At 46.7% G+C, this 25,956-nt stretch carries 24 protein-coding genes; 13 read left to right on the forward strand and 11 right to left on the reverse strand.

Going from position 1 to position 25,956, the window contains the following annotated elements; translation table 11 throughout:
• The first annotated feature begins 10 nt into the window (after positions 1–10).
• The 3 genes from OCV19_RS22590 to OCV19_RS22600 all read left to right on the forward strand — a co-directional run bounded on the left by OCV19_RS22590 (position 11) and on the right by OCV19_RS22600 (position 5,424).
• Positions 11–1,333, forward strand: a complete 1,323-nt coding sequence (locus OCV19_RS22590) for an efflux RND transporter periplasmic adaptor subunit (RefSeq protein ID WP_065676097.1) — start codon at positions 11–13, stop codon at positions 1,331–1,333.
• The gene (locus OCV19_RS22595; protein ID WP_065676047.1) at positions 1,330–4,434 is read left to right on the forward strand and encodes an efflux RND transporter permease subunit; all 3,105 of its coding nucleotides are present in this window, start codon (positions 1,330–1,332) and stop codon (positions 4,432–4,434) included. Before OCV19_RS22590 ends, OCV19_RS22595 begins: the two co-directional genes overlap by 4 nt.
• A gap of 393 nt (positions 4,435–4,827) precedes the next feature.
• Positions 4,828–5,424 carry a tyrosine-type recombinase/integrase gene (locus tag OCV19_RS22600; RefSeq protein ID WP_065676048.1) on the forward strand — a complete coding sequence of 199 codons (597 nt, stop codon included), beginning with the start codon at positions 4,828–4,830 and terminating at the stop codon, positions 5,422–5,424.
• 154 nt (positions 5,425–5,578) lie between these two features.
• Here the strand turns inward: OCV19_RS22600 and OCV19_RS22605 are convergent, their stop codons facing one another.
• The 3 genes from OCV19_RS22605 to OCV19_RS22615 form a co-directional block, all read right to left on the reverse strand.
• The gene (locus tag OCV19_RS22605) at positions 5,579–7,123 is read right to left on the reverse strand and encodes a ParB-like protein (RefSeq protein WP_065676049.1); all 1,545 of its coding nucleotides are present in this window, start codon (positions 7,121–7,123) and stop codon (positions 5,579–5,581) included.
• A gap of 317 nt (positions 7,124–7,440) precedes the next feature.
• Positions 7,441–8,316 (reverse strand): NAD(P)-dependent oxidoreductase, encoded by an 876-nt coding sequence (locus tag OCV19_RS22610; RefSeq protein WP_017070192.1) that lies wholly within the window; start codon positions 8,314–8,316, stop codon positions 7,441–7,443.
• A gap of 11 nt (positions 8,317–8,327) precedes the next feature.
• A complete protein-coding gene (locus tag OCV19_RS22615; protein WP_065676050.1) occupies positions 8,328–9,230 on the reverse strand; it encodes a LysR family transcriptional regulator in 903 nt (300 codons plus the stop codon).
• An 85-nt stretch (positions 9,231–9,315) separates the two neighbouring features.
• On the opposite strand from OCV19_RS22615, the gene OCV19_RS22620 reads away from it, so the two are divergent.
• A complete protein-coding gene (locus tag OCV19_RS22620) occupies positions 9,316–9,567 on the forward strand; it encodes a DUF2798 domain-containing protein (protein ID WP_065676051.1) in 252 nt (83 codons plus the stop codon).
• 152 nt (positions 9,568–9,719) lie between these two features.
• Here OCV19_RS22620 and OCV19_RS22625 read toward each other — a convergent pair whose 3' ends face one another.
• The 4 genes from OCV19_RS22625 to phhA form a co-directional block, all read right to left on the reverse strand.
• Positions 9,720–10,436, reverse strand: a complete 717-nt coding sequence (locus tag OCV19_RS22625) for a YebC/PmpR family DNA-binding transcriptional regulator (RefSeq protein ID WP_017057670.1) — start codon at positions 10,434–10,436, stop codon at positions 9,720–9,722.
• 96 nt (positions 10,437–10,532) lie between these two features.
• Positions 10,533–10,742, reverse strand: a complete 210-nt coding sequence (locus OCV19_RS22630) for a DUF3283 family protein (protein ID WP_004732615.1) — start codon at positions 10,740–10,742, stop codon at positions 10,533–10,535.
• A 250-nt stretch (positions 10,743–10,992) separates the two neighbouring features.
• Complete coding sequence (locus OCV19_RS22635) at positions 10,993–11,331, reverse strand: 4a-hydroxytetrahydrobiopterin dehydratase (protein WP_065676052.1); 339 nt, start codon at positions 11,329–11,331, stop codon at positions 10,993–10,995.
• On the reverse strand, positions 11,321–12,115 hold the full coding sequence (phhA, locus tag OCV19_RS22640) for a phenylalanine 4-monooxygenase (protein ID WP_065676053.1): 795 nt from the start codon (positions 12,113–12,115) through the stop codon (positions 11,321–11,323). The genes OCV19_RS22635 and phhA overlap by 11 nt, the downstream gene beginning before the upstream one ends.
• 199 nt (positions 12,116–12,314) lie before the next feature.
• Here phhA and OCV19_RS22645 point away from each other — a divergent pair, with 199 nt between their 5' ends.
• The 9 genes from OCV19_RS22645 (at position 12,315) to OCV19_RS22685 (ending at position 21,830) form a co-directional block, all read left to right on the forward strand.
• Positions 12,315–14,336, forward strand: a complete 2,022-nt coding sequence (locus OCV19_RS22645; RefSeq protein ID WP_065676054.1) for an acetoacetate--CoA ligase — start codon at positions 12,315–12,317, stop codon at positions 14,334–14,336.
• 305 nt (positions 14,337–14,641) lie between these two features.
• A complete protein-coding gene (locus OCV19_RS22650; protein WP_261875703.1) occupies positions 14,642–15,001 on the forward strand; it encodes a hypothetical protein in 360 nt (119 codons plus the stop codon).
• 160 nt (positions 15,002–15,161) lie between these two features.
• The gene (locus tag OCV19_RS22655) at positions 15,162–16,382 is read left to right on the forward strand and encodes an extracellular solute-binding protein (protein ID WP_065676056.1); all 1,221 of its coding nucleotides are present in this window, start codon (positions 15,162–15,164) and stop codon (positions 16,380–16,382) included.
• 69 nt (positions 16,383–16,451) lie between these two features.
• On the forward strand, positions 16,452–17,321 hold the full coding sequence (locus OCV19_RS22660) for a carbohydrate ABC transporter permease (protein WP_065676057.1): 870 nt from the start codon (positions 16,452–16,454) through the stop codon (positions 17,319–17,321).
• On the forward strand, positions 17,318–18,130 hold the full coding sequence (locus OCV19_RS22665; protein ID WP_065676058.1) for a carbohydrate ABC transporter permease: 813 nt from the start codon (positions 17,318–17,320) through the stop codon (positions 18,128–18,130). Before OCV19_RS22660 ends, OCV19_RS22665 begins: the two co-directional genes overlap by 4 nt.
• 22 nt (positions 18,131–18,152) lie before the next feature.
• Positions 18,153–19,205, forward strand: a complete 1,053-nt coding sequence (locus tag OCV19_RS22670; RefSeq protein WP_065676059.1) for an ABC transporter ATP-binding protein — start codon at positions 18,153–18,155, stop codon at positions 19,203–19,205.
• Positions 19,195–19,959: an MBL fold metallo-hydrolase gene (locus OCV19_RS22675; RefSeq protein WP_065676060.1), complete on the forward strand. Its 765-nt coding sequence runs from the start codon at positions 19,195–19,197 to the stop codon at positions 19,957–19,959. The genes OCV19_RS22670 and OCV19_RS22675 overlap by 11 nt, the downstream gene beginning before the upstream one ends.
• A complete protein-coding gene (locus OCV19_RS22680) occupies positions 19,949–20,821 on the forward strand; it encodes an inositol monophosphatase family protein (RefSeq protein WP_065676061.1) in 873 nt (290 codons plus the stop codon). The genes OCV19_RS22675 and OCV19_RS22680 overlap by 11 nt, the downstream gene beginning before the upstream one ends.
• Before the next feature lie 25 nt (positions 20,822–20,846).
• Positions 20,847–21,830, forward strand: coding sequence for a LacI family DNA-binding transcriptional regulator (locus OCV19_RS22685; protein ID WP_240508213.1), 984 nt, complete (start codon positions 20,847–20,849; stop codon positions 21,828–21,830).
• 82 nt (positions 21,831–21,912) lie between these two features.
• Here the strand turns inward: OCV19_RS22685 and maiA are convergent, their stop codons facing one another.
• The 4 genes from maiA to hppD are packed head-to-tail and all read right to left on the reverse strand — an operon-like array spanning position 21,913 to position 25,882.
• A complete protein-coding gene (maiA, locus tag OCV19_RS22690) occupies positions 21,913–22,617 on the reverse strand; it encodes a maleylacetoacetate isomerase (RefSeq protein ID WP_065676063.1) in 705 nt (234 codons plus the stop codon).
• A 21-nt stretch (positions 22,618–22,638) separates the two neighbouring features.
• On the reverse strand, positions 22,639–23,676 hold the full coding sequence (locus OCV19_RS22695; RefSeq protein ID WP_065676064.1) for a fumarylacetoacetate hydrolase family protein: 1,038 nt from the start codon (positions 23,674–23,676) through the stop codon (positions 22,639–22,641).
• 9 nt (positions 23,677–23,685) lie between these two features.
• Positions 23,686–24,816, reverse strand: a complete 1,131-nt coding sequence (locus tag OCV19_RS22700; RefSeq protein WP_065676065.1) for a homogentisate 1,2-dioxygenase — start codon at positions 24,814–24,816, stop codon at positions 23,686–23,688.
• Positions 24,809–25,882 carry a 4-hydroxyphenylpyruvate dioxygenase gene (gene hppD, locus OCV19_RS22705; RefSeq protein WP_017091952.1) on the reverse strand — a complete coding sequence of 358 codons (1,074 nt, stop codon included), beginning with the start codon at positions 25,880–25,882 and terminating at the stop codon, positions 24,809–24,811. The genes OCV19_RS22700 and hppD overlap by 8 nt, the downstream gene beginning before the upstream one ends.
• Positions 25,883–25,956 lie beyond the last annotated feature (74 nt).

The following is a 25,956-nucleotide window of genomic DNA, read 5'->3' on the forward strand; positions in this document are numbered from 1 at the left end:
GGGAATCGCTATGACTGGGTATAGCTGGTTACAAAGGGCTCTGTTTGTTCCTCCTGTTTTTTTGGGCATCGCGTTATTGGTGATCGCACCAGGGATGAAGGCTGAACCGCCTAAAGCGAGTAATACGGCTGCTAAAAAGGTGGTTCGGGTGTTGAAAGTCGAGCCGCGAAATATCCAACCTTCTGCCATCGGATATGGACATACCGAGTCTGTTCAAGACTGGCAGGCACAGTCTGAACTTGACGGCGCGGTTGTGTGGGTTTCTGAGCAATACAAAACGGGCGCTATTATCCGCAAAGACAGCGAACTCCTTAGAATCGACCCCACCTCTTATCAACTTACTATTGCCCGTTTGCAAGCTGAGCTTGAAGTGCTAATGCTAACGAATCAGACCATTATCGATTCGCTCAAGATTGCAGAGAAAGAGTTTGAGGTACAACAGTCAGAATATGCCCGCTCAATCAAATTGAGTGAAACCGGGCATATCTCCAAAACAGAGAAAGACCGCGCGACCAAAGACTTGCTCAGCAGCCAGCAACAGCTCCAGACACAGAAAAACCAACTGGCAATTAATCAAGCGCAGCAAAAGGTTTTGCAAACGGAACTAGCACTTGCAAACCGAGATCTCGAACAAACCGTAATTAAAGCCCCATTTGATATTCGCATTGTCGAAACCCTGGTTGGACTCGCCGAGTATGTCAACAAGGGGGAGTTGCTGCTCAAAGCGGATGACATCGATGCCGTTGAGGTTCGCGCGCAGTTTCCGCTTGGTAAAATGCGTCCGCTAAGAAATTCCAATCGTTTTGACTCGCTTGACGAAGATGTTCATAGCAACTTGAGCGCGACAGTAGAACTCCAAGCAGGCGATAAAGTAATTACTTGGCCTGCCGAGGTTAGCCGCTCCGGCGGTGAAATCGATGCCCAGACTCAAAGCCAAAGCCTGGTTGCACAAGTCAATCAGCCCTATCAGCAAGCCATTCCCGGGGAGAAGCCACCACTTATTCGTGGGACTTTCGTTAAAGTCACGATTAAAGCACCGATGATGGAGCAACAAGTCTTGCTACCGATAAACGCCATCCATGACGGTAAAGTTTACACTGTCTCTGAAGGTAAACTGAAAAGCAAACCTGTCAGGATAGATTTCGTCCAAGGGCAGGTTGCGGTGATTAAATCTGGCGTGGAATTCGGTGATGTGGTTGTGCTAAGTAAACTTTCACCCGCCGTTGAGGGGATGGCTTTACAACCGCAACCGGATGAGAAAATCGGCCTTTGGTTGGATACGCAGAGCGGATTTAAAGCCCTAAACGCGATTCAGAAAGAGAGCAAATTATGATCGCTTTTTTTGCTCGGCACACCACTGGCGCCAATGTCCTGATGATGGCGGTACTGCTGTTAGGGACTTTTGCCTTGCCCAAACTGCAGAAAGACACTTTTCCGTTGACGCCGACCAAAAATATTGAGGTTCGGATCGTTTATCCGGGCGCGTCACCTTTTGAGATGATGGAAGAAGTGTGTTACCCGTTGGAAAATTCTCTCGATAAGCTGAGTGAAATTAAAGAGTTAAGCTGTGATGCCCGAGAGAATTTGGTCATCGCCAATGTGGAAATCGGCGATGATGAAGACATTGACACTTTAACCAGCGATATTCAACAGCAGGTTAACGCCATCAGTGATTTTCCGGATCGAGTTGAGCAGATCACGGTGTCGAAACTGGACCGAGTGGCAACGGTGGCCAGTGTCGCGATTACCGGCAATATGTCAGATAGGGACTTATATCTCTATGCCCAACAAATTAAGCACAAGTTAAAAGAGAGCCCATTGATCGCTCAGGTGACCGTGAGCGGTTTTGCGGATCAAGAAATAGAAATTCGCGTATCGCAGTGGAAGTTGCAGCAGTACGGCCTGAGTGTGTCCGACTTGTCCAATCTGGTACAACAGCAAAGTATCAGCACTCCTGCTGGTGTATTTAGTAATGACTTGGAAGAGATCAGCGTCCGCTTCGACCACTTAGGCAGCAACGTCAGAGACTTCGAAAATATCGTGATTAAATCCAGTGAGACGGGGACTCAGGTTCGCCTCGGTGATGTTGCCGTTATTCAGCAGAAGTTCACTAGCGATGAAAATCAAATCCTGTTCAATGGTCAGCGTGCCGCTTTGCTTCAGGTGTCCAAAACGCAATTTCAAGATACCTTAACGGTCAAAGATGCGATCGTCAGCATCGTTGAAAAAGAACAGGCGAGAGCCCCTGAAGGCGTCGCTTTAACCATCACCCAAGATTCCAGCATCAATATTATTGAGCGTCTGAGAATCCTCACCAGCAATGGCGCACAGGGATTAGCACTGGCATTTTTGATGTTGTGGGCGTTTTTTAATATTCGCTTTAGCTTTTGGGTCACCATGGGGCTGCCGGTTTCATTCCTTGGCGCCATTTTTGCGATACAACTTCTCGGTTATACCCTGAATATGATGACGCTGGTCGGGCTGATTGTCGCGATTGGTCTGCTAATGGACGACTCGTTGATCATTGCAGAAAACATCGCTGCCAAGAGGCAACAAGGGCTACCCGCGTTTGACGCTGCAGTTGAAGGTACCAAACAAGTCTTCCCAGGTGTGATTGCATCGTTTGCTACCACCATCATGGTGATAGGGCCGCTGATGTTTCTCACAGGCAAGATGGGCGAAGTACTACGCTATATTCCCATCGTGTTATTGATTACCTTGCTTGTTAGTCTGATAGAAGCTTTCTTGATCTTGCCGTCTCATTTGGCACATAGCCATACTGAATCTCGCTCTAATCCTATACGGGACAAGTTCATTGCCGGTTTTGAAAACATCAGAGACAGATTCTTTGTGCCAGTGAGTGTCAAGGCGATGAATGCACCTTATCTTTCACTAGGGATATTGGTGATGGTGGTGATGATTTCAACCGCTTCCATTTCATCAGGTTGGCTGAAATTCAAAGCCATGCCTGCCTTGGAAAGTGATGTGCTGCAGGCGCGTATCTTGCTCCCTCAAGGCAGTTTACTGAGCCAGACAGAGGCGGTGGTGGAGAAGGTTTCAAACGCGCTTGATGAACTCAACCAAGAATACGCAGAGAAACACCCAAGCTCAAAACCTTTGGTCGCGAGCACCACCATCATGTTCAACTTAAATGCTGATGCCAATGAGTCGGGGCCGCATATGGCAACCGTCAGTGCCGATCTATTGCCAGCGCAATTTAGGCAGCAGAGCATTAAAGATCTGATCCAAGATTGGAAGCAAAAAGTGGGCCCCATAGCCGATGTGGTTTCACTCAAGTTTACCGATAAAGAACGGGGCATTGCTGGCAATGGCATTGATATTCGAGTTCAGGGGGAGTCGTTACAAGAGCTTGATAAGGTGAGCCGATTGCTGGTGAAATGGCTAAAGGGATTTGATGGTGTCTATAACTTGTCCACTGATCTACGTGAGGGCAGAACCGAATTTCACGTTAACCTTAAAGATGAAGCTGGTGTGATGGGAGTTAATGCTTCCAACATTGCTCAAACGTTGCGCAGTGCGGTAAAAGGCAGTACTGATCTGACGGTTTTCCAACAAGGTGAGCTGGTGGATATTAGTGTGAGACTGGATGAGTTTACTCACCAAGCTAGCCTGTATGAGTTGAATAACTTGATGGTGACGGCAGGCAATGGAACCCTAGTTCCATTATCAAGTGTTGCGACGTTTGACAGAAAACAAGCCTTCTCGCGAATTCACCGCATTAGTGGGATGAACACTGTGGTTGTGCAAGGCAATATCGATACGCGGGTTGCCAATGCGCGTGAAATCATGCTGCAGTTCAATAGTGAATTTGTCTCGCAAACTCAACACAAATTCCCAGACATCACCTTCACCTCGCAAGGTCAGGATAAAGAAAGCTCAGATACGGGCTCCTCGCTGGCGACCTTCTTTGCTCTTGGCGTGGTGGGGATTTATCTTATTTTAGTTTTCCTGTTACAAAGCTACACTCAACCGATTGCTGTGCTGCTGGCAATCCCTATGGGCTGGATTGGTGTGGTATGGGGGCACTTGGGCATGGGGTTCGATTTGACTATTCCAAGCTTGGTTGGCTTTGCTACCTTAGCGGGTATCGTCGTTAACGATAACATTCTGTTGGTCAATTTTATTAAGAAGAATATCGCCCAAGGCGAGCGCTTGATAGACGCTTGTCGAGAGGCGGTACGTGACCGATTTAGAGCGATATTTATCACCTCGTTAACCACATTTGCAGGATTGCTTCCACTGTTAACCGAAACCAGTACGCAAGCGCAATTTCTGATCCCGTTAATTGCCAGTATTGCGTTTGGCTTAGTCTCGGCTACGTTACTCGCGTCAATTGTTGTGCCTTGCGTGCTGCTTATTTTGGACGATTTAAAGCTGACCAAATGGGCAGAAGGTGCTCAATCTTCCCTTTGAGGCCCTTGGGAGTGCATGCTGAACCATGTCATTCAGCCCGGCATGAAAATGGTAGTTTGCGTAGAATTTATTTGGCGATTAAACCCTATCACTGACTGCTGTTTTTTTGCTTACAAAAAACAATAGGGTCTTGTCTTTTGCTTTTTGGTGGCAGTTTTCTATCAGGTTTAGCTATTTGTTGTCATAAGACAATATAGTTTGAACGAGTCCAATAATGTCTGATCATTTACAATAAAGTTTGTCACTTTTCCTCTGTCAGTTCACTTGGCAGAGGTGTTGCGAACCGACTATAGCAAACACGCCTTTGTCCACCGACGTTTCAGATCTTTCTAAACCCTACTAAATGTGACTGCCAAACTTCATGTTGACCAAAAACACTGAGAGGAGGTCATCATGAGAAAGCTATCTTCTGGAAAATGCAGTGGCATCAAAAGGCCATTTAAGCTTGAAGAGATCTGGCGGATAAGAACTAGGCTGGAGATTGAAAATGATCTGATGCAGCTCGCACTACTGAACCTAGCGATAGATAGCAAATTAAGAGCGAGTGATTTGCTAAAACTACACGTTTACGATGTTTCTTCACAAGGAGTTATCTATGAAAGGGTTCAGTGCATCCAGCAAAAAACTGGCACTGATGTCCACTATGAGATTACCCCGAGAACACAGCAAAGTATTAGCCGATGGATTTTTGCAGCATCCCTAGAGGCGAACAGTTTTCTATTCCCGAGTAGCCGACGCTTTGGGCAACCAATCAGCTACTCATTCTATCGTTCAATTATCAGGAACTGGGCTACAAAACTGGGACTGAATGCAGACTATTACGGCACTCATTCCATGCGCCGCACCAAAGCCACTTTAATCTATGCCAGAACGAAAAACATCAGGGCCGTACAGATTTTACTTGGACATTCGAAGCTAGATAACACAATTCGATACCTTGGCGTTGAGCTAGAAGACGCTCTGAGGCTGTCTGAGAAAACAGACTGCTGACAGACAGGCGCTGAAACAGGCTTTTCTTCTGAAAAGCCTGTGTCCAAAAGCTTCATAAATCCAGTATATGTAGCTACATTTCCATAGCTCCAAGAAAAGCCCTCATTGCAACGCAATGAGGGCTTAAATCAAATTCCAATAATCAAACCAAAGTTTAATTCACAGCGTAGTGTTTTCTTGCTGCATCAAGGATCTTGTTGGCTTCCACGTCGTCGCCCCAGCCTTGCAGTTCCATACCACCGCCTGGACCTTTGTAGTTTTCAAACCATAGACCGACGATGTCTTGAACACCTGGGTAGGTAGCGTTTAGCTCGTTTAGCGAAGCAATATCTTTAAATGGTGAATCGTTAGTGAGAACAGCAATGAGTTTGTCGTCTTGCTCGCCATCATCTAGCATTTTCATCACACCTATTAAACGTACAGGAACAACTTCACCACGTGGTACAGACTGACCAAGAACAATCACATCTAACGGGTCGCCATCACCACCCACCCCTTTTGGTAGTGCAGTACGTGGGATAGAGCCGTAGTTACCTGGGTATCCAAGATAGTTAACAACGCGTGGTGCGCCTTTTTTGTGTTCCCAGACAACTTGCTTGTCATTGTCTTTGCTTAGTTCCCACTTAGCGGAAGTACCTGTTGGGATCTCTACAATTGCATTGACAATGCCATCAGCAGAAGCTGCTGGGTAATCATTAAAGCTTGAGTTTGCTTCAAGGGTAAATTGGTCTAATTGTTTTAGTGCAGGAGCTGATGCAGCTGCTAAGTCATAGCTTAAACCATTGGCGGTAGATGTTGTTTTGTAACGCAGCATATAGTCAACTTTACCGCGCTCTTTGAACAGTTTATCGAAGCCTTTTTGGTTATATGCGCTAAACTGCCCCATCTGCTTAACGGAAAGATTTGAGCCACCAACGTTGTTGGTATCCATAGATAGAATATGATTGCTGACCGCATTGACTGCTTTTGCGTAACCTTCGGTAGAATTTAGATCAAAGTCTGCAGCATCAATCGCTTTACGTACCTCTTTAGACCAGTAAAATTCTAAGAACGGGACTGGTTGAATTGGCTTGTTCCAGCCTACATCACGAGAAAAGTACATCAGTGAGCGATATTGATCGTTAGCAAAGTTGGTTAGCCCAAGAGAGGTTGGAAGTTGTTGATAGCTAATCGCTTCGCCTTTGTTATCAAACAGCCATGTATTACCGTCTTTTACCATTTGGTTCCAGAACGCATCCATGTTTTTGAGGTTGCGGTAATCTTTATCAACCACCACATTCACATTGAACGATGCTCCACCTTGCGACATGCGGTAGAACACATTGAACGTATGGTGACCGTCAGTCAGGTAGTACTCATCGTTGGGTGCGATAACCACAGTCTTCATGTCTTTTTTACGTGCACCTGTTTCCAGCTCACAGGTGAAAGTCGAAGGAATATTCGGGTGTGCTTGGTCTTTGATGCTCACTACACCTTTTTGGCCGTTGGCTTCACAGATTTCATCAAACATCTTTTCTTGGTCAAATTGGTAACGACCCAGCTTGTACATAATTTGATCATAACCCACAGATGGTTGAGTTGGTTTTAACTCATGGAGACCAAGCTTAATAACATCGCCTTCAGAGACATTGCTTGCGTGAGCGGGTAAAGCGAAGATAGCCAGAGCGCCAATCGTGGCAAAAATCCCAGTCTTTTTCATAAGTCCTTCTATATATGGAATAAAAATTATGCGCTAAGTTAATATGCAATCATGACATCAATATTTCACTTTGATAAAGAAGATGTTGCAGTCGTTCTGTCGTGGGTGACTGATTTCAGCCTACCGACTAAAGGCTTTCTTATACCTCGGGTAATCCGTTAAATACTAATTTAGTAAACCCATTAAAACGTTTCTGTCCAATAGTGAGTTTCAGTACCAACGCTTTCACTGCATTCCTAAGTTCATACATACAAAAATAGCCGCTAATCAGCGGCTATTTTTAATTATCCAAGCGAAGCTTCTATTACTTCTAGCTTCTACTTCTTAGTCTCTTCAACGACAGCTTTCATCAATACTGATGTATCCATGCGGCCTTGTCCTTCGGCAGACAGAGCCTTGTAAGCATTGTTGGTCTTTTCAGTCAGTGGAAGCTGGATGCCTTGGCGCTCTGCTTCATCTAAGCAGAAACCTAAGTCTTTGATCATCCAATCAATAGCGAAGCCGAAATCGAACTTATCTTGTGCCATTGTGGTAGCGCGGTTTTCCATCTGCCATGAACCAGCTGCGCCGTTTTTAAGACAATCAACCAGAGTTGGAATATCCAAACCTGATTTCTCTGCAAGTACTAAGCCTTCAGAAAGACCATTCAATACACCTGCAATGCAAATCTGATTGACCATCTTTGCGCGTTGGCCTTGGCCGACTTTACCCATTAGAACTGACGACTTACCGTAAGCTTCGAACACAGGTTGAAGGTCGTTGAAAAGCGCTTGTTCGCCGCCACACATGATGGTTAGCACGCCATTTTCTGCGCCCGCTTGGCCACCAGATACAGGTGCATCCATAAAGCGAATACCTGCTTGCTTCGCTGCCACTTCAAGCTCTTCAGACAGAACTGCAGACGTTGTAGTGTGATCGACAAGAATCGCGTTTGGCTTCATCGCTGCCAATGCGCCTGTTTCGCTGGTTGTCATGCTGCGTACGTCGTCATCGTTACCCACACAAACCAATACCACGTCAGCTTCCGCTACACATTCAGCCACAGATTCTGCCGCTTTACCTTGGTGTTTATCAGCCCAGTCTAGCGCTTTGCTGTGAGTGCGGTTAAATACCGTTACTTCAAAACCGGCTTTGACTAGGTGGCCTGCCATTGGGAAACCCATAACGCCTAGCCCGATAAAACTTACTTTCATTGTTTCTCCTTTTATTTGACCAAACCATCGCTATGAAAAGATCGAACACTCTCAATCAATGCATCAATAAGCAGGGTCAAAGCCTTTGGCTGATATTTTCTTTCTTTGTACACTAAATACGCTTGGCGATCACCCCGATGATACTCAGGGAGCACTTGAATCAAATTCATCTCAGGGGATACATGACGAAAAGGCAATGACGCGAGCCCCAAACCTTTTTGTGCTGCGGCCGCCACCGCATGAATATCGTTGACGATGAACTTAGGTTTAATCGTGATCATTTGCTCTAAGCGGTCGGATTTGTAGAGCGGCATATCAAACACATCATCGACGTTAATCCAATCTTGCAGCTCCAGGTCGTCCGGTTTTTCTATTGTTGCACGCGAATCTAAGTATCCTGGGCTCGCATAAAACCCGTATTTGGCTTTAAACAGCGGTCGAGCAATCATGCCTTCCATGTCCGAGATCTTAAACGTGATCAGTAAGTCACGATCGGTCTGTGGAATGAGCTGCTGCTGGCTCAGAGTAAGGTCGAGCTGAACGTTCGGATATTGAGTGAGGAATTGCTCTACCGTCGACCGTAGAAAGCCACTGTAGAAGTTATGAGGCACGGCAAGCTTTATCTTGCCTTGGATAGCGTCACGCTCTTCAAGCAAGCTATTAAAGCCGTGATGAATCGACTCCATACCGCTGCTCAGTGCAGAAAAAGCCGCCTCACCGTCTTTGGTGGCCACCAGCTCTCGACCTTTCTTTTCTAAAAGTCGGATATTGAGGCGATCTTCCAATGCGGTTAGCCGACGCGACATAGTCGACACAGGGAGTTGCAGCCGTTTCGAAGCCGATAGCAAAGAGCCCTCTTCAACCACTGCACAGAATAAGAACAGATCATCAATGTTTCCAAATATGGAATTCATACTTCTACATGTGCCTATTTTTCTCATTAATGGATAAATGTAACCTTATCTCGTCAACATCAGAAAATCACGGGAGAAACACAGTATGAGCAACAAACAATTTTGGGTAACCGCGATTTTATCTTCACTGACCATGGCGACCATCATGTCTGGGTTAATTTCTGGCTACAAAATGGGATTTAGCCCCGAATGGCCGCCAATCTGGATGCAAAGCTTTTTCATCGCTTGGCCGTGTGCCATCGCACTCAACCTCACCGTGCTTCCTTTGATCAGAAAATTCTCAGCATGGATTTGTCGCCCAAGAACGCCTTGCGAACCTGAGATCACGGAACGATGATCAAGGGCTTATGACCAAGGCGCTATAACCTAGGTTCTGCCACCAAATAGCTGCGTTCAAAAAGCTATGTTCATGGATAAACTACTGAATTACAGAAATAAAAAAACCGAGCACTAGGCTCGGTTTTTTATAACTTGTTGTTACTGTAAAGATTACAGCTCAGCGTTGTGGTAAACCTGCTGAACGTCATCACAGTCGTCAAGCATGTCTAAGAACTTCTGGAATTTCTCAGAATCTTCTTCAGCTACTGGCGTAGTTGTTTGAGGAACGAAAGTGATTTCCTCAACATCTAGCGTTAGCTCTGGGAACGCAGTGTTTAGTGCAGTCTTCGTTTTGAAGAACTCAGTCGTTGGAGCGAATACAGTGATAACACCGTCTTCTAGCTCAACGTCAGTCACGTCTACGTCTTCCATCATTAGCGTTTCTAGGATGATCTCGTCGTCTTCGCCTTTAAACTGGAATACAGCTTGGTGAGCGAACATGTGAGAAACAGTACCTTCAACACCGATTTTCGCGCCAGTTTTAACGAAACATTGGCGAACGTCTTGGAAAGTACGGTTGCCGTTGTCAGTTAGACAGTCAACGATTACGCTTGTGCCACCTGGGCCAAAACCTTCGTAACGAGCTGGTTGGAAGTCTTCACCGCCGCCGCCGTTCGCTTTATCGATCGCTTTGTCGATAACGTGAGCTGGTACTTGGTCTTTCTTCGCTTTAGCAATCAGGTGCTTAAGAGGTAGGTTCATGTCTGGGTCAGAGCTGCCGTTCTTAGCCAGTACGTAAATCTCTTTACCGTATTTAGAATAAACTTTAATTTTTGCGCCTGCAGTTTTCGCCATTGAGGCCTTGCGCACTTCAAAACTTCTTCCCATCGGGATCTTCTCTCTGATTCAATTAACGGTGCAAATTCTAGCAAATTACTGTGTCATTTCAATTCAACAGCACTGCTGGGCAAGGTTTGTCTGCGTTTATGCGACACCCATTACCCGTTTGTATTTTTCTACAGACTGATCAAACCAAGCCTTTTCTTCTGGGTCACCTAGCTTCATTGCTTCTTCAACAATGGCTTCAGGGCCACATTTCGCTTGCTTCAGTTTCCATACAAGAAACGATGCTTGCTTATCCAGTTCGATTTTATTTTTCTCGCTGGGTGGAAGGAGTGAAAGGTTGATAGACATTATTAGCCTTCGTCTGTAATACACTTGGCCGAGAAATATATCATAGAGCAGCCTCATAAAACCAATACTATGAGTAACAGAAAGGGTTTATGAGACAAGAAACCAAGCAAGTCGCTGATGCAGGTCAAGCTAGTTTGAGAGAAGTTGCACCCCATGGTGAGAAAGTATCACGTATTCGACTCACCTAATGAGCCGAATAATGAGGTAATCGCATCACTAAGGTTGCAAGAGTAACCCCTAACCAAAAAAACTACTCACTAATGGCGAACACATCGCAGCGTGAGGCGCAGATGAAGTCGTTTTTGTGCAGGCCTTTGATTGAGTGGCTCCACCAAGTGACGGTGACTTTGCCCCACTCCAGTATGATCGAAGGGTGGTGGAACTCTTCTTCTGCCAGTTCTGACACTTTGTTGCTGAATGCCCACGCTAGTTTGTAGTTCTTAAACTTAAACACCTTCTCAAGCTGCGGGATGCCGTCTCTTTCGATGACCTGCCAGTCTGACAACTCCAACAGTAAAGATTGTTGTTCATCTTTACTTAGGGCAATCGCGTCGATACTGCAGGCTTCGCATTTTTGTTCATTCAACATGTGTTGGTTCCTTGGGTTCAAACAGTGGTGGTAGTAACCCCGCGTCGATGGCGAGATCAGCTTGCTGTAATAGGTTTTCCTGACTGATTTTGAAGAGCTCAGATAGCTCGTCGATCACGTAATATTTCGGCTGCATAATGTCAATTCGATAAGGAGTTCTTAACACCGTTTGCAGATCGAACCGCTCACGAACCGCCAAATCACCACCCAACGCATACATGGTTTCCGCCGGAGAAGAGAGAATGCCACCGCCATAGATTTTCAGTTGTTGGCCTTCTTTTACTAAACCGAACTCGACCGTAAACCAATACAAACGGGCAAGATAAGCACGCTGTTTGGATGTAGCGGCTTGGCCTAGTTTTCCATAATGCTCAGTGAATGCTGCGAAATCAGCATTAGTGAGCATGGCACAGTGGCCGAAAATTTCATGAAAGAAATCAGGTTCTTGTAAGTAATCGAACTCGTCTCGCGTTCTCAGAAATGTCGCAACTGGAAATTTCTTATTGGCGAGCAAATCAAAGAATCGGTCGAAATCGATCAATGCAGGCACAGGCTGAACTTGCCAACCTGTTGTTTCCATTAGCACTTTATTTATCTCTGGCAGCTGAGGAACTCTGTCCAATGGCAGATCCAGCAGGGTCAAACCGTGCAAATAAGCTTCACAAGCGCGGTCATTAATGACGTCCAGTTGCCTTTTCACTAAGTCATGCCAAATGGCGTCTTCTTCGAGGTTCCACTCAACCCATCCCTCTTGGCTCACGGGCTTAGAATGATATTGAGTCATTACACACCTCCTTTTGAATGTCTCACTTTAAGCCTATCTCCACTCCTTATATCCGCCAATTTGCGCGATTTTTCTAAACGGGCGATCGTGTAACATTTTATTTACACAATTCCGACAGCCCCTTATTTTGCTGATCTTTTGACTTTGTAAAACCTAAATACCAGACTGAAATCGTTAACTTTTTGTTAAAGGTAAAGGAATGCACGAGAGCAATAAGCCAATTTGGCAACCCAGTGACCAACGTATCGCACACGCCAACGTAACCCGATTTATGAATAACCTCGATCAGCAGGGCGTATTCGAGCGGAAATTGAAAAACTACACGGAGCTTCATCAATGGTCTGTGGAGCAACCGGAGTTGTTTTGGCAAAACGTGTGGCAGTTTTGTGGAATGGTGGGGTCGCAAGACTGTATTAACAAGGCAGAAAGCGAGCACATCAAAACTCAAGGCGAGAGCCGCTGGCAGCAGCCGAAATCGAATCGCGATGCGGTCTGGTTTCCGACAGATCAAGTTAACTACGCCGAAAACTTACTGCATTCAGCAAAAGCGTTGCCAAACGAACTTGCGATTTGGTTTGAGAATGAGCGTGGCGAGCAGCAAAGCTACACATGGCAAACCTTGTATGAGGAAGTCTCTAGCATTCAACAATGGCTCGTGAATTGTGGCGTGCGACAAGGCGATGTGGTCGCCGCTTATACCCCTTATCTGCCACAAACCGTGGTCGCTATGTTGGCAACCACCAGCTTAGGGGCGATTTGGACATCAACCTCGCCTGATTTTGGCGTCGAGAGTGTGATTGAGCGATTTGGACAGGTGAAACCTAAGGTGCTGTTCACCTGTGATGGCTACACCTTCAATGGCAAAATGTTCGATATGACGGACAAGAACCGTGAAATCATCGATCACTTAAACGCGCTAAAACAGGTGTGTCAGGTCGGCTATTTGAAACCGACTCGTGATTTAGAGAAGAAAAAAGTTGAACATGATGTGTCGATTCTAAGTTGGAACAGCATCATTAATAATTATCAGCCACAACCTGTACGATTTGTACGTGTCGGCTTCAATGAACCACTGTTCGTACTCTACTCTTCCGGCACCACAGGCAAGCCAAAGTGCATTGTGCATTCTGTCGGTGGCACCACCATCAATCACCTAAAAGAGCATCAACTTCATTGCGATATTAAGCCGAGAGATCGCGTGTTCTACTACACCACTTGTGGTTGGATGATGTGGAACTGGCACGTCTCTGCGCTCGCGAGCGGTGCTTGTTTGGTTATCTTTGATGGTAGCCCGGTTTACCCGCAACCCAACGTTCTGTGGGATTTAGCACAGCGTGCTGACGTATCGACATTTGGCACCTCAGCCAAATACCTAGAAGCGATTGAGAAAGCCGAATTCTCACCGATCGACAGCCACTCTCTTCCCCACTTAAGAACACTGTGCTCGACCGGTTCTGTGCTCTACCCAGAGCAGTTCGATTACGTTTACAAGCACATCAAGCAAGACCTGCATTTAGCGTCCATTTCTGGCGGCACGGATATTTGTGGCTGCTTTGTTTTAGGCAACCCTATCTCGCCAGTGTATCGCGGTGAGTGCCAACAGGCAGGGCTCGGCGTCGACATCAAGGTGTTCAATTCGTCTGGTCAAAAGGTCGATCACGAACGGGGCGAATTAGTTTGCACCAACTCCCTACCCAACTTCCCCGCAGGCTTTTGGAATGACACCGGAGAGCGCTATCACAGCACCTATTGGGATAGGTTTGATAATGTGTGGCATCACGGTGATGAAGTCGCACAGAGCGCACATGGTGGCTATCTGTTCTACGGTCGAGGCGACACCACACTCAACCCTGGTGGCGTGCGAATTGGTACCGCTGAGATCTATCAACAAGTGAACACCATTGAGGGCGTTGTTGACTCGATAGCAGTCGGTAAAGACATCGACCGCAACGAGCAGATATGGCTGTTTGTTCAACTGCAACAAGATATGGAACTAGATGAAACGTTATTGGCAGCCATCAAAAGCAAACTCAAATCCTCTTGTTCGCCGAGGCATGTACCAAGCCAGATATTTGCGATCAGCGACGTGCCAAAAACACGCTCTGGCAAGCTGGTGGAGTTGGCGGTGAAACAGGTGATCAATGGTAAGAGTGTAGAAAACCTCGGGGCTATCGCTAACGCCGAGGTTTTGGAAGAGATAAAGAGTGTTGTTTTGCTGTAGCGCTCTTATCTCACAAGCTCTCAATTAGAAGAAAGTAACTTCCAACGAAAGCCCTCCACGAATAAACATCGTGGAGGGCTTTTTTATCTTCGTATTAACTGTAACTCAGGTTTAAGCGGTTCTAACAAATTGCTCAACTCATTTTTACCTCTAATTGAAGCGAACAATATTTAACCAACCCTTAATCAATCAGTCATCAATATTCTCTAACGTAAACACTCAATGAACGGGCGTGCAAAAATTAAGGAGAAATTATCCATAAGTTATTTTGGCCAGAGCTAGCTTTACTGACAAGCTCTCAAGCCTTGGCATCAGTCATTCAGGTAGAACCTGTAGATCCAAGTAAACATACATTCAGTGACATCTATTACATGCAGCAACATAACACCCAAGACTATGGAGATAAGCTGACGGATTGGTTAGATCAGGGGTTTGGTATCGTGGAATTGGATGTGATCGATAGAGGTAGATGGGAACACGAAGAGTTTGGCCCTTACGTGTCTCACTCCTCAAGTCCCGGCAACAAAAACTGCGCAGCAGCTGGCAATACTCGGCCGGGGCAGGAACACAATGGCACCTTTACTCCTGTCAGGATTTTAACGCAAATACTCGCTTCAAACTGCTGCCAGTCACTCGTTGGGATGACACTCACCAATAAATATTAACCAATATCTAATTTCAGTGAAGCTTAAAATCGCTTCGCCATCATGATTTTAAGTTTCACATCTTCGTCATCAATCTGACATTTAGCTTCACTAAGGTAACAAGCATCAATTTGAACACGCGTGCAATAACGCTCAACTTATCAAGGAAAGGGAGAACGTCATGTTCCGAAAAGCAATCATTGCCTCGGCAATTCTCGCCACAACACCATTGGTCAATGCAAGTGAACTGGTCATTGCAAGTCGCGATAGCAGCTATGGCGAAGCCATGGAATTTGTAGTGAGTGAGTACAACAAGGTTAAGCCAGAGACGAAGGTAACCTTGGTTAAACGCCCTACCAAAGGACTGTATGAAAGTACGGTTCTTTCTATGCGTGAGCAAACGGGTCATTACGATGTGATCCTTATGGACGATACGTGGGCACCTGAGTTTTTAACCAATCAATGGTTAGCACCACTGTCTAGCTCAGTAGAGGATACTGACTTTGTTCAAGCGTCATTTGATATTGGCCGCTACCCAGATGCAAGCGGCCCTGCTTATGCGATGCCAATGGTGGGGAACGTTGCGATGTTCGCATGGAATCGTGCTGAATTTGCAAAACATGATCTGTCAGAGCCAACGTCATGGACAGACGTGCTCAATTCAGCAAAAACCATCAGTGAATCAAGTGACACTAATGGCGTGGTTTTTCGTGGCGTAAAAGGCAACCCTATCGTGACGGGTTTCCTACCTGTACTTTGGGGATATGGCGCTGATGTGGTCGACGAGAATGGCCGTTCAACTCTCGACTCTAAAAAGGCTGTAGAAGCATTAGAAACCTTCCTAGCAATGAAGCAATTTGCGCCGAGAGGCGTCGATGTTTACAACGCTGATGAAGTACGTGATTCGCTGCAAAAAGGGACAGCGGCAATGGCGATTGAAGTATGGCCAGCCTGGGTGCCAAATCTAGATAACGCTGACGTATCCAACGTTGTGGGTGATATGGAGATAATGGCACCGCCAGCAGAAGTAGGAAGCCCTGCGCCAATGCTAGGTATTTGGCAGCTCGCCATTCCTTCAGACTCAAACAACAAGCAAGAAGCAGAGGCATTCTTAAAATTTGCAACCAGCGCCGATATTCAAAAAGCTCTCGCTCTCGACTACGGCATGCCACCAACGCGTAACAGCATTTACTTTGATGACGAAGTGGTGAGCAAGTATCGTTGGTATCCACAACAAGCCAAAGCACTCTCAACAGGTAAGGCTCGTCCTAGAATCCATAACTGGGCGGAAGTGGAAAGTATCTTAGGTGACTTCTTACAGTTAGCAATGATGGGGCAAATGAGTCCGGAGCAAGCCCTTAAGCAAGCTCATACTCGCATCAATCGTATTGTTAAATCGTAATCACTCATAATGAATGCCATCGGTATTGACCTGTGTCGTTGATGCCGATGGCTGCTTTTAGGCTTTTGTATGTTGTTTGAAAATCGTAAGCAGCTCACTGTTTTGTTGCTCCCTGCAATGCTTGTGCTTGGCTTACTCACGGTCTACCCAATTTTGTCGGTACTTTACAATGCGTTCTTCAGCTTAGACAGTGAACGTGCCGGCTATCAATTCATTGGCTTCGCGAACTTCAGCGAACTCTTCAATGACTTCTTCTTCATCGTTGCGATAAAAAACACGTTCGTTTTTACACTGGTAGCCTCAACCGCTCAGGTGCTGCTTGGTTTGGCATTAGCCTTGCTGTTTCATCGCCAATTTCCTGGTCGACGATTCGCTCTGCCCATTATCATCTACCCGATGATGATCTCGACCTTAGTTTGCTCTTCTATATGGCGCTCTTGGTACCACTATGATTTCGGCCTTCTGAACGCCGTTTTGGTGTCGATTGGACTGCCTGCACAAGAGTGGTTGTTTAACCCTAACTTAGCTCTATTTGCCATTGCCATGGTTGATACTTGGCAGTGGACGCCAATGGCATTTCTCATCATTCTCGCGGGATTACAATCGGTGCCGAAAGACATCAATGAAGCCGCGATGGTCGATGGTGCAAAAGGCTGGAAATCGACGTTTTACATCACCTTACCGCTCATCCAGAAACAGATATTATTGGCCTTTCTTCTACGCTCGATAGACACCTTTAAGCTATTTGACAAGGTGTACGTGATGACGGGAGGAGGCCCGGGGAACGCCACAGAAACCTTATCGATGTTTGTCTACAAATACGGTTTCCGATTCTTTGACTTAGGAATGGCAAGCGCCTCATCACTGGTCATGCTCGCTATCTCACTCTCTATGACTCTTATCTATGCGAAACGCGTAATGAAAGGAGGCAAAAAATGAATACACGCCTTCATATTTTTTTCGTCTGGGCTGCGACCGGCCTATTTATACTTCCGATCATTTGGATGTTCGGTACTGCCTTTAAGTCACCCGCGGAAATCTTACATTCTGGGACCGCATTATTGCCTTCGACACTGAGCTTCGACTCCTTTCTAAAGGTATGGCAAGGGGAGCTGTTTACTCTAATCAGTAATACCGTACTGGTATCGCTATCTGCAACGGTGGTTTCCGTCATTGTGGCATTCTTCGCTGCTTACGCGTTGGTTCGATACCGCTTTCCAGCCAAACTGGACAACCTGTTTTTATTGTCGGTGTTAATCATCAAAATGATGCCACCGATTGTGGTCGCCATTCCGTTGTACTCGTTAATGAACCAATTCGGGTTACTAAATAGCAAGCTTGGGCTGGTATTGGCGTATCAGGTTTACACCCTGCCCTTTTGTATCTGGATGCTGCTAGGCTTCATTCGTGACGTCCCTTTAGAGATTGAAGAAGCAGGCTCAATGGATGGCGCTCACTTGTTCAAACGCCTTCAATATATTGTATTTCCACTCTGTGCCCCAGGTTTGGTTGCCACGTCTATTTTCGCCATGATTTTGGGATGGAACGAGTTTTTATTCTCTCTTCTTTTCGTGCACACACCGGACAAATTTACCATCCCGCTGTTCATTTCTAACTTCATGACAGAAGACGGCACCGCATGGGGCGAGCTTATGGTGATAGGCATTATCTCCTCTGTTCCTATGCTTTTTCTTGCCAGCTATATGCAGAAATACCTGCTGCGCGGCTTTTCGATGGGCCTGAAATAGGAATTGAAATAAGGAATTAATCATGACGAAACTAAAACTAAAACTAAAACTAAAAAATATCCATAAAACCTACGGTGACCACATTGTGATCCCTGAGGTTAACTTGACCATCAACGACGGTGAATTTGTCGTGTTTGTAGGCCCATCAGGTTGCGGAAAATCGACGCTTCTTCGCATGATTGCTGGTTTAGAAAGCATTACCAAGGGCACCATGACGCTCAACGAGCATATTTTGAATCGCGTACACCCTTCTGAGCGTGAAGTTGCGATGGTATTTCAGTCGTACGCTCTCTATCCGCACATGACGGTAAAAAAGAACATTGGCTTTCCGCTCAAGATGGCAGGGGAATCCAAAGAGACCATCGATTCACTGGTGCAGTCCACAGCCGAAAGCTTGCAACTCACTCCCCTTCTAGAGCGCTTACCCAGTGAGCTCTCTGGTGGTCAAAAACAACGAGTAGCCATTGGCCGAGCCATTGTAAGAAATCCTGAACTTTTCCTATTTGATGAACCGCTATCTAATCTAGACGCTAAACTGCGCAGTGAAATGCGCCTTTATTTAAAGCAACTACATCAGAAGCTCAAGTCCACTATGGTTTACGTGACCCATGATCAAGTGGAGGCCATGACACTAGCGGATAAAATCGTGGTGCTTAACAAAGGATCGATTGAACAAATAGGAACGCCTGAGGATCTGTATAACAGACCACAGAACAAATTCGTTGCCTCATTCATTGGCTCGCCAGTCATGAACTTTCTGCCAGCTGACACCTATGAGGCGCTCACTCATAAAGGCTTAGTGCCAAAAGGGGCTGTATCCGTCGGACTGCGCCCTAGTCAGGTTTGTGTCGACTCCATTAACCCAAATTGCACAATGACTGTAGAAGTCATGGAGCCGCTCGGTTATGCCCGTCTCTATTATGGGCATTTGAACGGTTCAGCCTTCATTGTAGAAAGTGATGAACTGTATGACGTGGGTGACGCTCTGCCTATCAACCTGCCTGATTCAGTGCAACATTGGTTTGACGACAACGATGAACGAGTACTCGATATCGAGGTTTCTCATGCCGCATGATTTTAAGGTACACACACTTGGGATTGGGGATGCTTATGATGGAGAGCATATTAACGCCAGTGTTATCGTCAAGCAACGCGATTACTCGTTATTAATTGACTGCGGCCCAACGGTGCCAGCTGCCTTATTTCGCTGCAATATAAGTTGCCATGAACTCGATGCCATCTACATTACCCATTCGCACCCCGATCACTGCTTGGGGTTAACCACACTGCTCAATTGGATGGACTCAAAGCAACGCTCACGACCAATCAAAATCATTGTTCAACGTGAACAAAAGGCGATTATCGAACCTTTAGCTCATTTTGCACATTGGCCTGTTGATGCCTTGGGTTATGAGATCGAATGGTGTGAGAGTGAAACGTTAACGAAGATTGGACCTTGGGATGCTCAAACCGCACCGACACAGCATGCAGTCAGTAATTTGAGCCTGCATTTAACCACCTCTCTAGGCTATCAACTCCTCTACTCTGGGGATGGTCAATTAACTGGGAAAAGCTTAAAACTGGCCTGCGAGAGCGATCTAGTCTTTGCTGAATGCGAGACGATCGAACCTCATACCAGTCACGGATCGTGGGCGCAACTCTCCAATGTTGAAGTAAAACCTGGCAGTCAGTGGAAACTCTATCATATAGAACCAGCGTTACGCTCGCCGCTTTCAATTGCAATCTATCATCGTACTGAGTTCGAGTTGGCAAAAGAAGACGAGATTCTGGTTGCTATCAATCATTGGGGAAACGGTAATGTCGCTTAATCAACCAGGTTCAAACTGCTCAAGTCCAAATCGAGTTCAATCACGTGACGAACTTAATGCCATGTTAAACACCGTTATCGAGATAGCTAACGACGCGGCAACCATTGCAATGACATGGTTCAACAATCGACATGATCTGTCAGTGGAGTCAAAGGGACACCACGACTGGGTATCTGAAGCTGACCGAGAGGTAGAACAGTTCATTCGCCAAGCACTAAGCCACGCTTACCCTACGCATCACTTCTTTGGCGAGGAGCTTGGTGGGAAGTTAATCGCCCCTTGCTGGGTAATAGACCCCATTGATGGCACGACAAATTTTCTCTACGGGCATGGCGACTTTGTTATTAGCATCGCCTTTCTAGACCAAAATGGCGCGTGTATTGGCGTGATCGCAAACCCAATACAAAAGCGAGTGGTCGTCGCCAGTCGCGGGCAAGGAGCCTACGAAATTAAAAATGGAGAGACCCGCCCTTTAAGGCCAAGGCCACTTTCAGACAAAGAATTAGTCATAGGGCTAAATCTTAATTACCAACCAAAGGTTGCCAACGGCTACTTACGCAACACAGAATGGCTCATTGAGAACGGCCATCAGGTTCGAGTGAGTGGTTCCGCTGCTTGGTCAATGACACAAGTAGCCTGCGGAGAACTGGACGGATGCTACATGGGACACGTGTATATTTGGGATGTTCTCGCGGCCCAATTAATCTGCGCCGAAGCAGACTTAGTGGTAGCCCCGTCACTCACCACCACTTATACTGGCCCAGTGTGGGCATGGCCCAAAGGATCAATACTGGAACAATTGTGCCAGCCATCTGATGGCCACGATGTAAGCCAGAAAGTTCGAAAGGAGTCCATTTATTAATAGCACGAAAAAGACCGTTACCGCACTGGATGTTGCCGAGCATGTAGGTGTCTCACGATCCGCTGTTTCAAGAGCATTTACCGAAGGTGCAAGCATTCAAGCCGACAAACGAGATCGAATTCTTGAGGCGGCAAAAACACTGGGCTATCAACCCAACTTCTTTGCTCGAACCTTAAGTACCCCTGCACAAAAAAAACGGTCAAACTTAGTAGCCATATTGATCAGCGACTTTTCAAACCCGTATCAGTCGCATTTATTTGAGATCCTCTCCAACATACTTCAACAACATGGCAAGCAGCCTATGCTACTCAACGTTAAGCACGAGCAGGACTTAGAGCAAGCCATATTACGCCTCTCTGGTTATCAGGTTGATGGCGTAATTGCTGTCGCAGGATCTCTCCCTGTCGAAGGATTTGAACAATGCCTAAAGCTCTCTCTACCCCTTGTGACACTGGGACGAGCGGACGAACGAGGCATCATTCCCTCTGTTCAAACCGACAATGTTCAAGCTGGTCGCCTTGCTGCTGAACACTTGATTCGCCTCGGTATAACAAAGCTCGGATTTATTGCTGGTCGGCAAGACGGGTCAGCCTCAAATGAACGCTATCAAGGCTTTAAAAACGTCGTTGAAGAGCAGCTTGGCTTTATCCCTGAACGTTTGTGCGCGCACAGCTACGGCTATTCAGCCGGTTTTGAGTTGGCTATTCGAGAGATAGAAGCCATTCGTGAGCTTGACGGCATTTTTTGCGCTTCAGATGCGCTCGCTATGGGCGTCTTGGACAGCTGTCGCGATATCGCTCGTATCCCAGTGCCAGAACAGTTAAGAATCGTTGGCTGTGATAATGTTCCCCAAGCGGCGTGGCAGGGTTACCAGCTCACAACCATTGCCCAACCGGTCAATGAGATAGCCAAGACCGTGATGGAAAAGCTCAACCAGATCTGGTCAAATCAACACGGTACTCAAACCTACACCCGCATTTCTCCCATATTGAAGGTACGCAGAACCTGATTTGGCATTTATTCAGGCTCTTAAATGTCAGGCTGTGTATAAGCTATTGCAGTAAAGCCAGTTGTTAATTGTTGCTATTCGCTTACATCGGTACATTCGCATCCGCTTGATTCTCTGGCATCGCATCGATAAAAGCGGGCAACTGATTACACGCTTCGACAATCGAATTAATTAGCGGATAAGGCGACATATCAACGCCAAAGCGCAGCGCGTTATACACCTGCGGCACCAAGCAAATATCGACAATGCATGGTGAATCGGTAAGGCTATAAACTGAATCACCGTGTGTTTGACGATGCTTAGAAAGCTTCTCTTCTAAAGCTGAAAAACCTTGGCTCATCCAATAGTGAAGCCAATCCATTTTCGCCTCTTGCTCACACGACAATTCTCGCTCCAAGTACTGCAACACACGCAAGTTATTAAGAGGATGAATTTCTATCGCAATATCCTGAGCCAACGCCAACGCTTGATAGCGCAGTGGTGTTTGCTCAGGAATCAACAAGGAGTCTGGGCTGCTCTCACACAAATAGTGTTCATCGAGATATTGAAGAATAGCCAGCGACTGATTGAGTTGAACGTCACCATCCACCAGCACGGGCACCAATTCACTGGCGTTGAGCTCACGATATTGTGGGTCATGCTGCTCGCCGCCATTACGCACCAAGTGCACCGATTTAGACTCATAGTTGAGTTGCTTTAGGTTCAACCCAATACGTACTCGATAGGCAGCGGAAGAGCGCCAGTAACCGTAAAGTATAATGCTCTTGTTCACGATGCTCTCGCTCATACAGAAATCCTATTATGTGGATTATAGCGCTCGATACTGGCTCACTTTTTGGTCTATCGCGCCAAAAATAGAATGACCTGCAGCATCAAACATCTCAAGCTTGATCGAGTCACCAAACGACATGAATTGAGTCGAAGGCTTACCATCACGGATGGTCTCAATCATACGAACTTCAGCTATGCATGAATAACCCACGCCGCCCTCGGCAATTGAGGTGCCGTGGTCAGTGCCTTGCTTATTCGATACCGTGCCTGAACCTATGATCGCGCCTGCCGATAATGGTCGAGTTTTCGCTGCATGCACAACTAGTTCGGCAAAATTGAAAGTCATATCGACGCCCGCATTCGGACAACCAAAAGGCTGGTCGTTGTAGGTCGATATCAACGGTAGATGAACCTTGCTGCCTTTCCACTGTTCACCAAGCTCGTCAGGTGTCACTGCGACCGGAGAAAACGCTGAAGAAGGCTTAGATTGGAAGAAACCAAAGCCTTTCGCGAGCTCTGCTGGAATCAAACCACGTAAAGACACATCGTTCACCAACATCAGCAAGCGAATCGAATCGTGCGCTTGTTTAGCGCTAGCGCCCATCGGTACATCACCGGTCACAATCGCAACCTCACCCTCGAAATCAATGCCCCACTCGTCGCTAGCAAATTCGATGTTGTCACGAGGACCGATAAACGCGTCTGAGCCGCCTTGATACATTAATGGGTCGACCCAGAAGCTTTCTGGCATTTCAGCACCACGCGCCTTACGCACCAGTTCAACGTGGTTTACATAAGCACTGCCATCAGCCCATTGATATGCGCGTGGCAGAGGTGATTCACAATACTGAGATGCAAACACTTCACTGCCTGTGACATGTCCGTTGTTTAACGAGGTGTATAACTCTTCTAACTGAGGTGCAACGCTGTCCCAGTTATCCAAAGCCACCTGCATGGTGGGTGCAAGGTGCATTGCATGGAAGATTTCGGTGGCAGCTACGCACTGTTTAAGATCTTTACTTACGACCATCAACAGCCCATCACGAGTGCCATTTTTCTTGGTTGCTAATTTCATCCTTGTCCCTTATTTCTCTTGCCAACTGTAGACATATTCTTTGTTTTCAACGCTATCGAGTTCCTCAGAGAACTGCAGCGCGTGGCGAGTATCAATCATCACCGCCACTTCGTCGGTGAACTTCTTCTTATGCGCCTGACCCGCCTTGAAAGCCTTTGGGTGAGGCCCATGCGTGAAGCCCGCTGGGTGGAAAGTCACCATGCCCGCTTCAATATTGTCACGGCTAAAAAAGTCACCAGCGTGATAGAACAGCACTTCGTCGTAGTCGTCATTGTTATGGTAAAACGGCACTTTCAATGCGCCAGGATCGCTCTCAATCGGGCGTGGCACAAAGGTACACACCACAAAGCCTGCGCCAACAAAGGTGGTGTGTGCAGACGGTGGCAAGTGGTAACGATGTGACATCAGCGGTCTGATATCACGCCAATTCACTTTCACCACCGCTAAGTCGCCATGCCAGCCAATTGCATCTAATGGATTGAACGGATAGGTGATCACACTGACTTTGTCGTGGTGTTTCACCTGAACCTGAGTTTGATTTTCTGAATACTGAGCGCGGAATTGATCATTGATTGAAGGGATGTCGAGCACCGCCGGATCAAACACCGCGTGATTGCCGACCATGCCTTTCTCTGGCAAGGTGTAAGCCGCGTCTGTGTTCTCAATCATCAAGATGAACATCGGCTCACTTGGCTCTAAGCGCCAGTTGGTCGAACGCGGGATCATTACATAATCCCCTTCACTCACCGCTAGATGACCATAGTCACAATAGAGATCGGCGCTGCCTTGATGAATGAACAGCAGCTCATCACCATCAGAATTACGCACCAAGAAATCCATCTTCTCATCCATGCGCCACACACGGATTTTGCAGTCCGCATTGTGCAAAAGATGAGGCACCGCCCAAGGGGTTATCTGGCTGGCTTTTTCCACCAGCGTAAAATCAAAAGCGCGAGGGCGCAGATCGCCCTCCCACTCCGACCAACCTGTTGGGGCATGTTGGTGATGAAAATGAGCGGCAGGGCCGAAGAATCCACTTCGGCCCGCCTCTCGCTCATAAATTGCCTCTTCGGGAAAATCGGCGTGCGCTTGTTTAGAGCACACCCCCTCCCGATGAGGAAACGAGATCCATTTATGCATCGTCTAATACTCCTCGACGAATCTGGTCCTCTTCAATCGATTCAAACAGCGCCTTGAAGTTACCTTCGCCAAAGCCTTCGTTGCCTTTACGCTGAATGATTTCAAAGAACACTGGCCCGATTACTGTCTGTGTGAAAATTTGCAGCAAGATGCCGTCTTTGGTCGGCGCGCCATCAATCAGAACGCGTAGATCACGCAGCAAATCGGTATCTTCCCCGTGGCCTTTCACACGATCGTCAACTTTCTCATAGTAGGTGTCAGGAGTTGGCATAAAGTCCATACCGCGATCACGCAGAGTCTTCACGGTTTTGTAGATGTCATCGGTGGCGAGTGCGATGTGTTGGATGCCTTCGCCGTTGTATTCGCGAATGAACTCTTCGATTTGTGATTTGTCGTCGGAAGACTCATTGATTGGAATTCGGATTTTGCCACACGGTGAGGTCATGGCGCGGCTCACAAGGCCTGTCAGCTTACCTTCAATATCGAAGTAGCGAATCTCGCGGAAGTTGCCCAGACGCTCATAGAACCCAGACCATACATCCATATTGCCTTGTTTCACGTTGTGCGTGAGATGGTCGATTTCATACAAGCCAACATTGGCTTCGGCCATGCGTTGTTCCGCATCGTCATAGAATCGGAAATCGACATCATAGATGCTCTGCTTGCCATAACGATCCACAAAATAGAGCAGGCTTTCACCGATGCCGTAAATGGCAGGAATACTCAGCTCCATCGGCCCTATTTCTGTTTTGTACTCTTCACCACCGCCCTTAAACGCTTGTTCCATTGCAGCTGTTGCTTCGTTGACACGAAAGGCCATGCCGCACACCGATGGCCCATGCACTTTAGCGAACGCTTCCGCTTGGCTGTGTGGCTGTTCATTAACAATGAAGTTGATGTCACCTTGTCGATACAGCCAAGCCTCTTTTGAGCGATGCTTGGCGACCTCAGCAAAACCAAGTGACACAAACAGTGCTTTAAGTTGCTCAATTCCCTTGTGGTCAACGGCCGTGTATTCAACAAACTCGAATCCATCCGTACCAAGCGGGTTGTATGTATCCACCATGAACTTTCTCCTTGTACCTATTGGTTTTGTGTTGTGTATTTTTTGTCCTTAATTAAATTTGGCCCACAAGCGGA

It is taken from the genome of Vibrio celticus (genome assembly GCF_024347335.1).
Classification (GTDB): domain Bacteria; phylum Pseudomonadota; class Gammaproteobacteria; order Enterobacterales; family Vibrionaceae; genus Vibrio; species Vibrio celticus.

Excerpts from the sequence above, each read along its gene's own strand:
- OCV19_RS22615 (WP_065676050.1), bottom strand. The coding sequence starts at position 9,230 with ATGAATTCCATATTTGGAAACATTGATGATCTGTTCTTATTCTGTGCA.
- OCV19_RS22655 (WP_065676056.1), top strand. The coding sequence starts at position 15,162 with ATGTTCCGAAAAGCAATCATTGCCTCGGCAATTCTCGCCACAACACCA.
- OCV19_RS22660 (WP_065676057.1), top strand. The coding sequence starts at position 16,452 with ATGTTGTTTGAAAATCGTAAGCAGCTCACTGTTTTGTTGCTCCCTGCA.
- OCV19_RS22645 (WP_065676054.1), top strand. The coding sequence starts at position 12,315 with ATGCACGAGAGCAATAAGCCAATTTGGCAACCCAGTGACCAACGTATC.
- phhA (WP_065676053.1), bottom strand. The coding sequence starts at position 12,115 with ATGACTCAATATCATTCTAAGCCCGTGAGCCAAGAGGGATGGGTTGAG.
- OCV19_RS22665 (WP_065676058.1), top strand. The coding sequence starts at position 17,318 with ATGAATACACGCCTTCATATTTTTTTCGTCTGGGCTGCGACCGGCCTA.
- OCV19_RS22635 (WP_065676052.1), bottom strand. The coding sequence starts at position 11,331 with ATGTTGAATGAACAAAAATGCGAAGCCTGCAGTATCGACGCGATTGCC.
- maiA (WP_065676063.1), bottom strand. The coding sequence starts at position 22,617 with ATGAGCGAGAGCATCGTGAACAAGAGCATTATACTTTACGGTTACTGG.
- OCV19_RS22595 (WP_065676047.1), top strand. The coding sequence starts at position 1,330 with ATGATCGCTTTTTTTGCTCGGCACACCACTGGCGCCAATGTCCTGATG.
- OCV19_RS22600 (WP_065676048.1), top strand. The coding sequence starts at position 4,828 with ATGAGAAAGCTATCTTCTGGAAAATGCAGTGGCATCAAAAGGCCATTT.
- OCV19_RS22625 (WP_017057670.1), bottom strand. The coding sequence starts at position 10,436 with ATGGGAAGAAGTTTTGAAGTGCGCAAGGCCTCAATGGCGAAAACTGCA.
- OCV19_RS22605 (WP_065676049.1), bottom strand. The coding sequence starts at position 7,123 with ATGAAAAAGACTGGGATTTTTGCCACGATTGGCGCTCTGGCTATCTTC.
- OCV19_RS22680 (WP_065676061.1), top strand. The coding sequence starts at position 19,949 with ATGTCGCTTAATCAACCAGGTTCAAACTGCTCAAGTCCAAATCGAGTT.
- hppD (WP_017091952.1), bottom strand. The coding sequence starts at position 25,882 with ATGGTGGATACATACAACCCGCTTGGTACGGATGGATTCGAGTTTGTT.
- OCV19_RS22590 (WP_065676097.1), top strand. The coding sequence starts at position 11 with ATGACTGGGTATAGCTGGTTACAAAGGGCTCTGTTTGTTCCTCCTGTT.
- OCV19_RS22675 (WP_065676060.1), top strand. The coding sequence starts at position 19,195 with ATGCCGCATGATTTTAAGGTACACACACTTGGGATTGGGGATGCTTAT.
- OCV19_RS22620 (WP_065676051.1), top strand. The coding sequence starts at position 9,316 with ATGAGCAACAAACAATTTTGGGTAACCGCGATTTTATCTTCACTGACC.
- OCV19_RS22670 (WP_065676059.1), top strand. The coding sequence starts at position 18,153 with ATGACGAAACTAAAACTAAAACTAAAACTAAAAAATATCCATAAAACC.
- OCV19_RS22695 (WP_065676064.1), bottom strand. The coding sequence starts at position 23,676 with ATGAAATTAGCAACCAAGAAAAATGGCACTCGTGATGGGCTGTTGATG.
- OCV19_RS22630 (WP_004732615.1), bottom strand. The coding sequence starts at position 10,742 with ATGTCTATCAACCTTTCACTCCTTCCACCCAGCGAGAAAAATAAAATC.
- OCV19_RS22610 (WP_017070192.1), bottom strand. The coding sequence starts at position 8,316 with ATGAAAGTAAGTTTTATCGGGCTAGGCGTTATGGGTTTCCCAATGGCA.
- OCV19_RS22700 (WP_065676065.1), bottom strand. The coding sequence starts at position 24,816 with ATGCATAAATGGATCTCGTTTCCTCATCGGGAGGGGGTGTGCTCTAAA.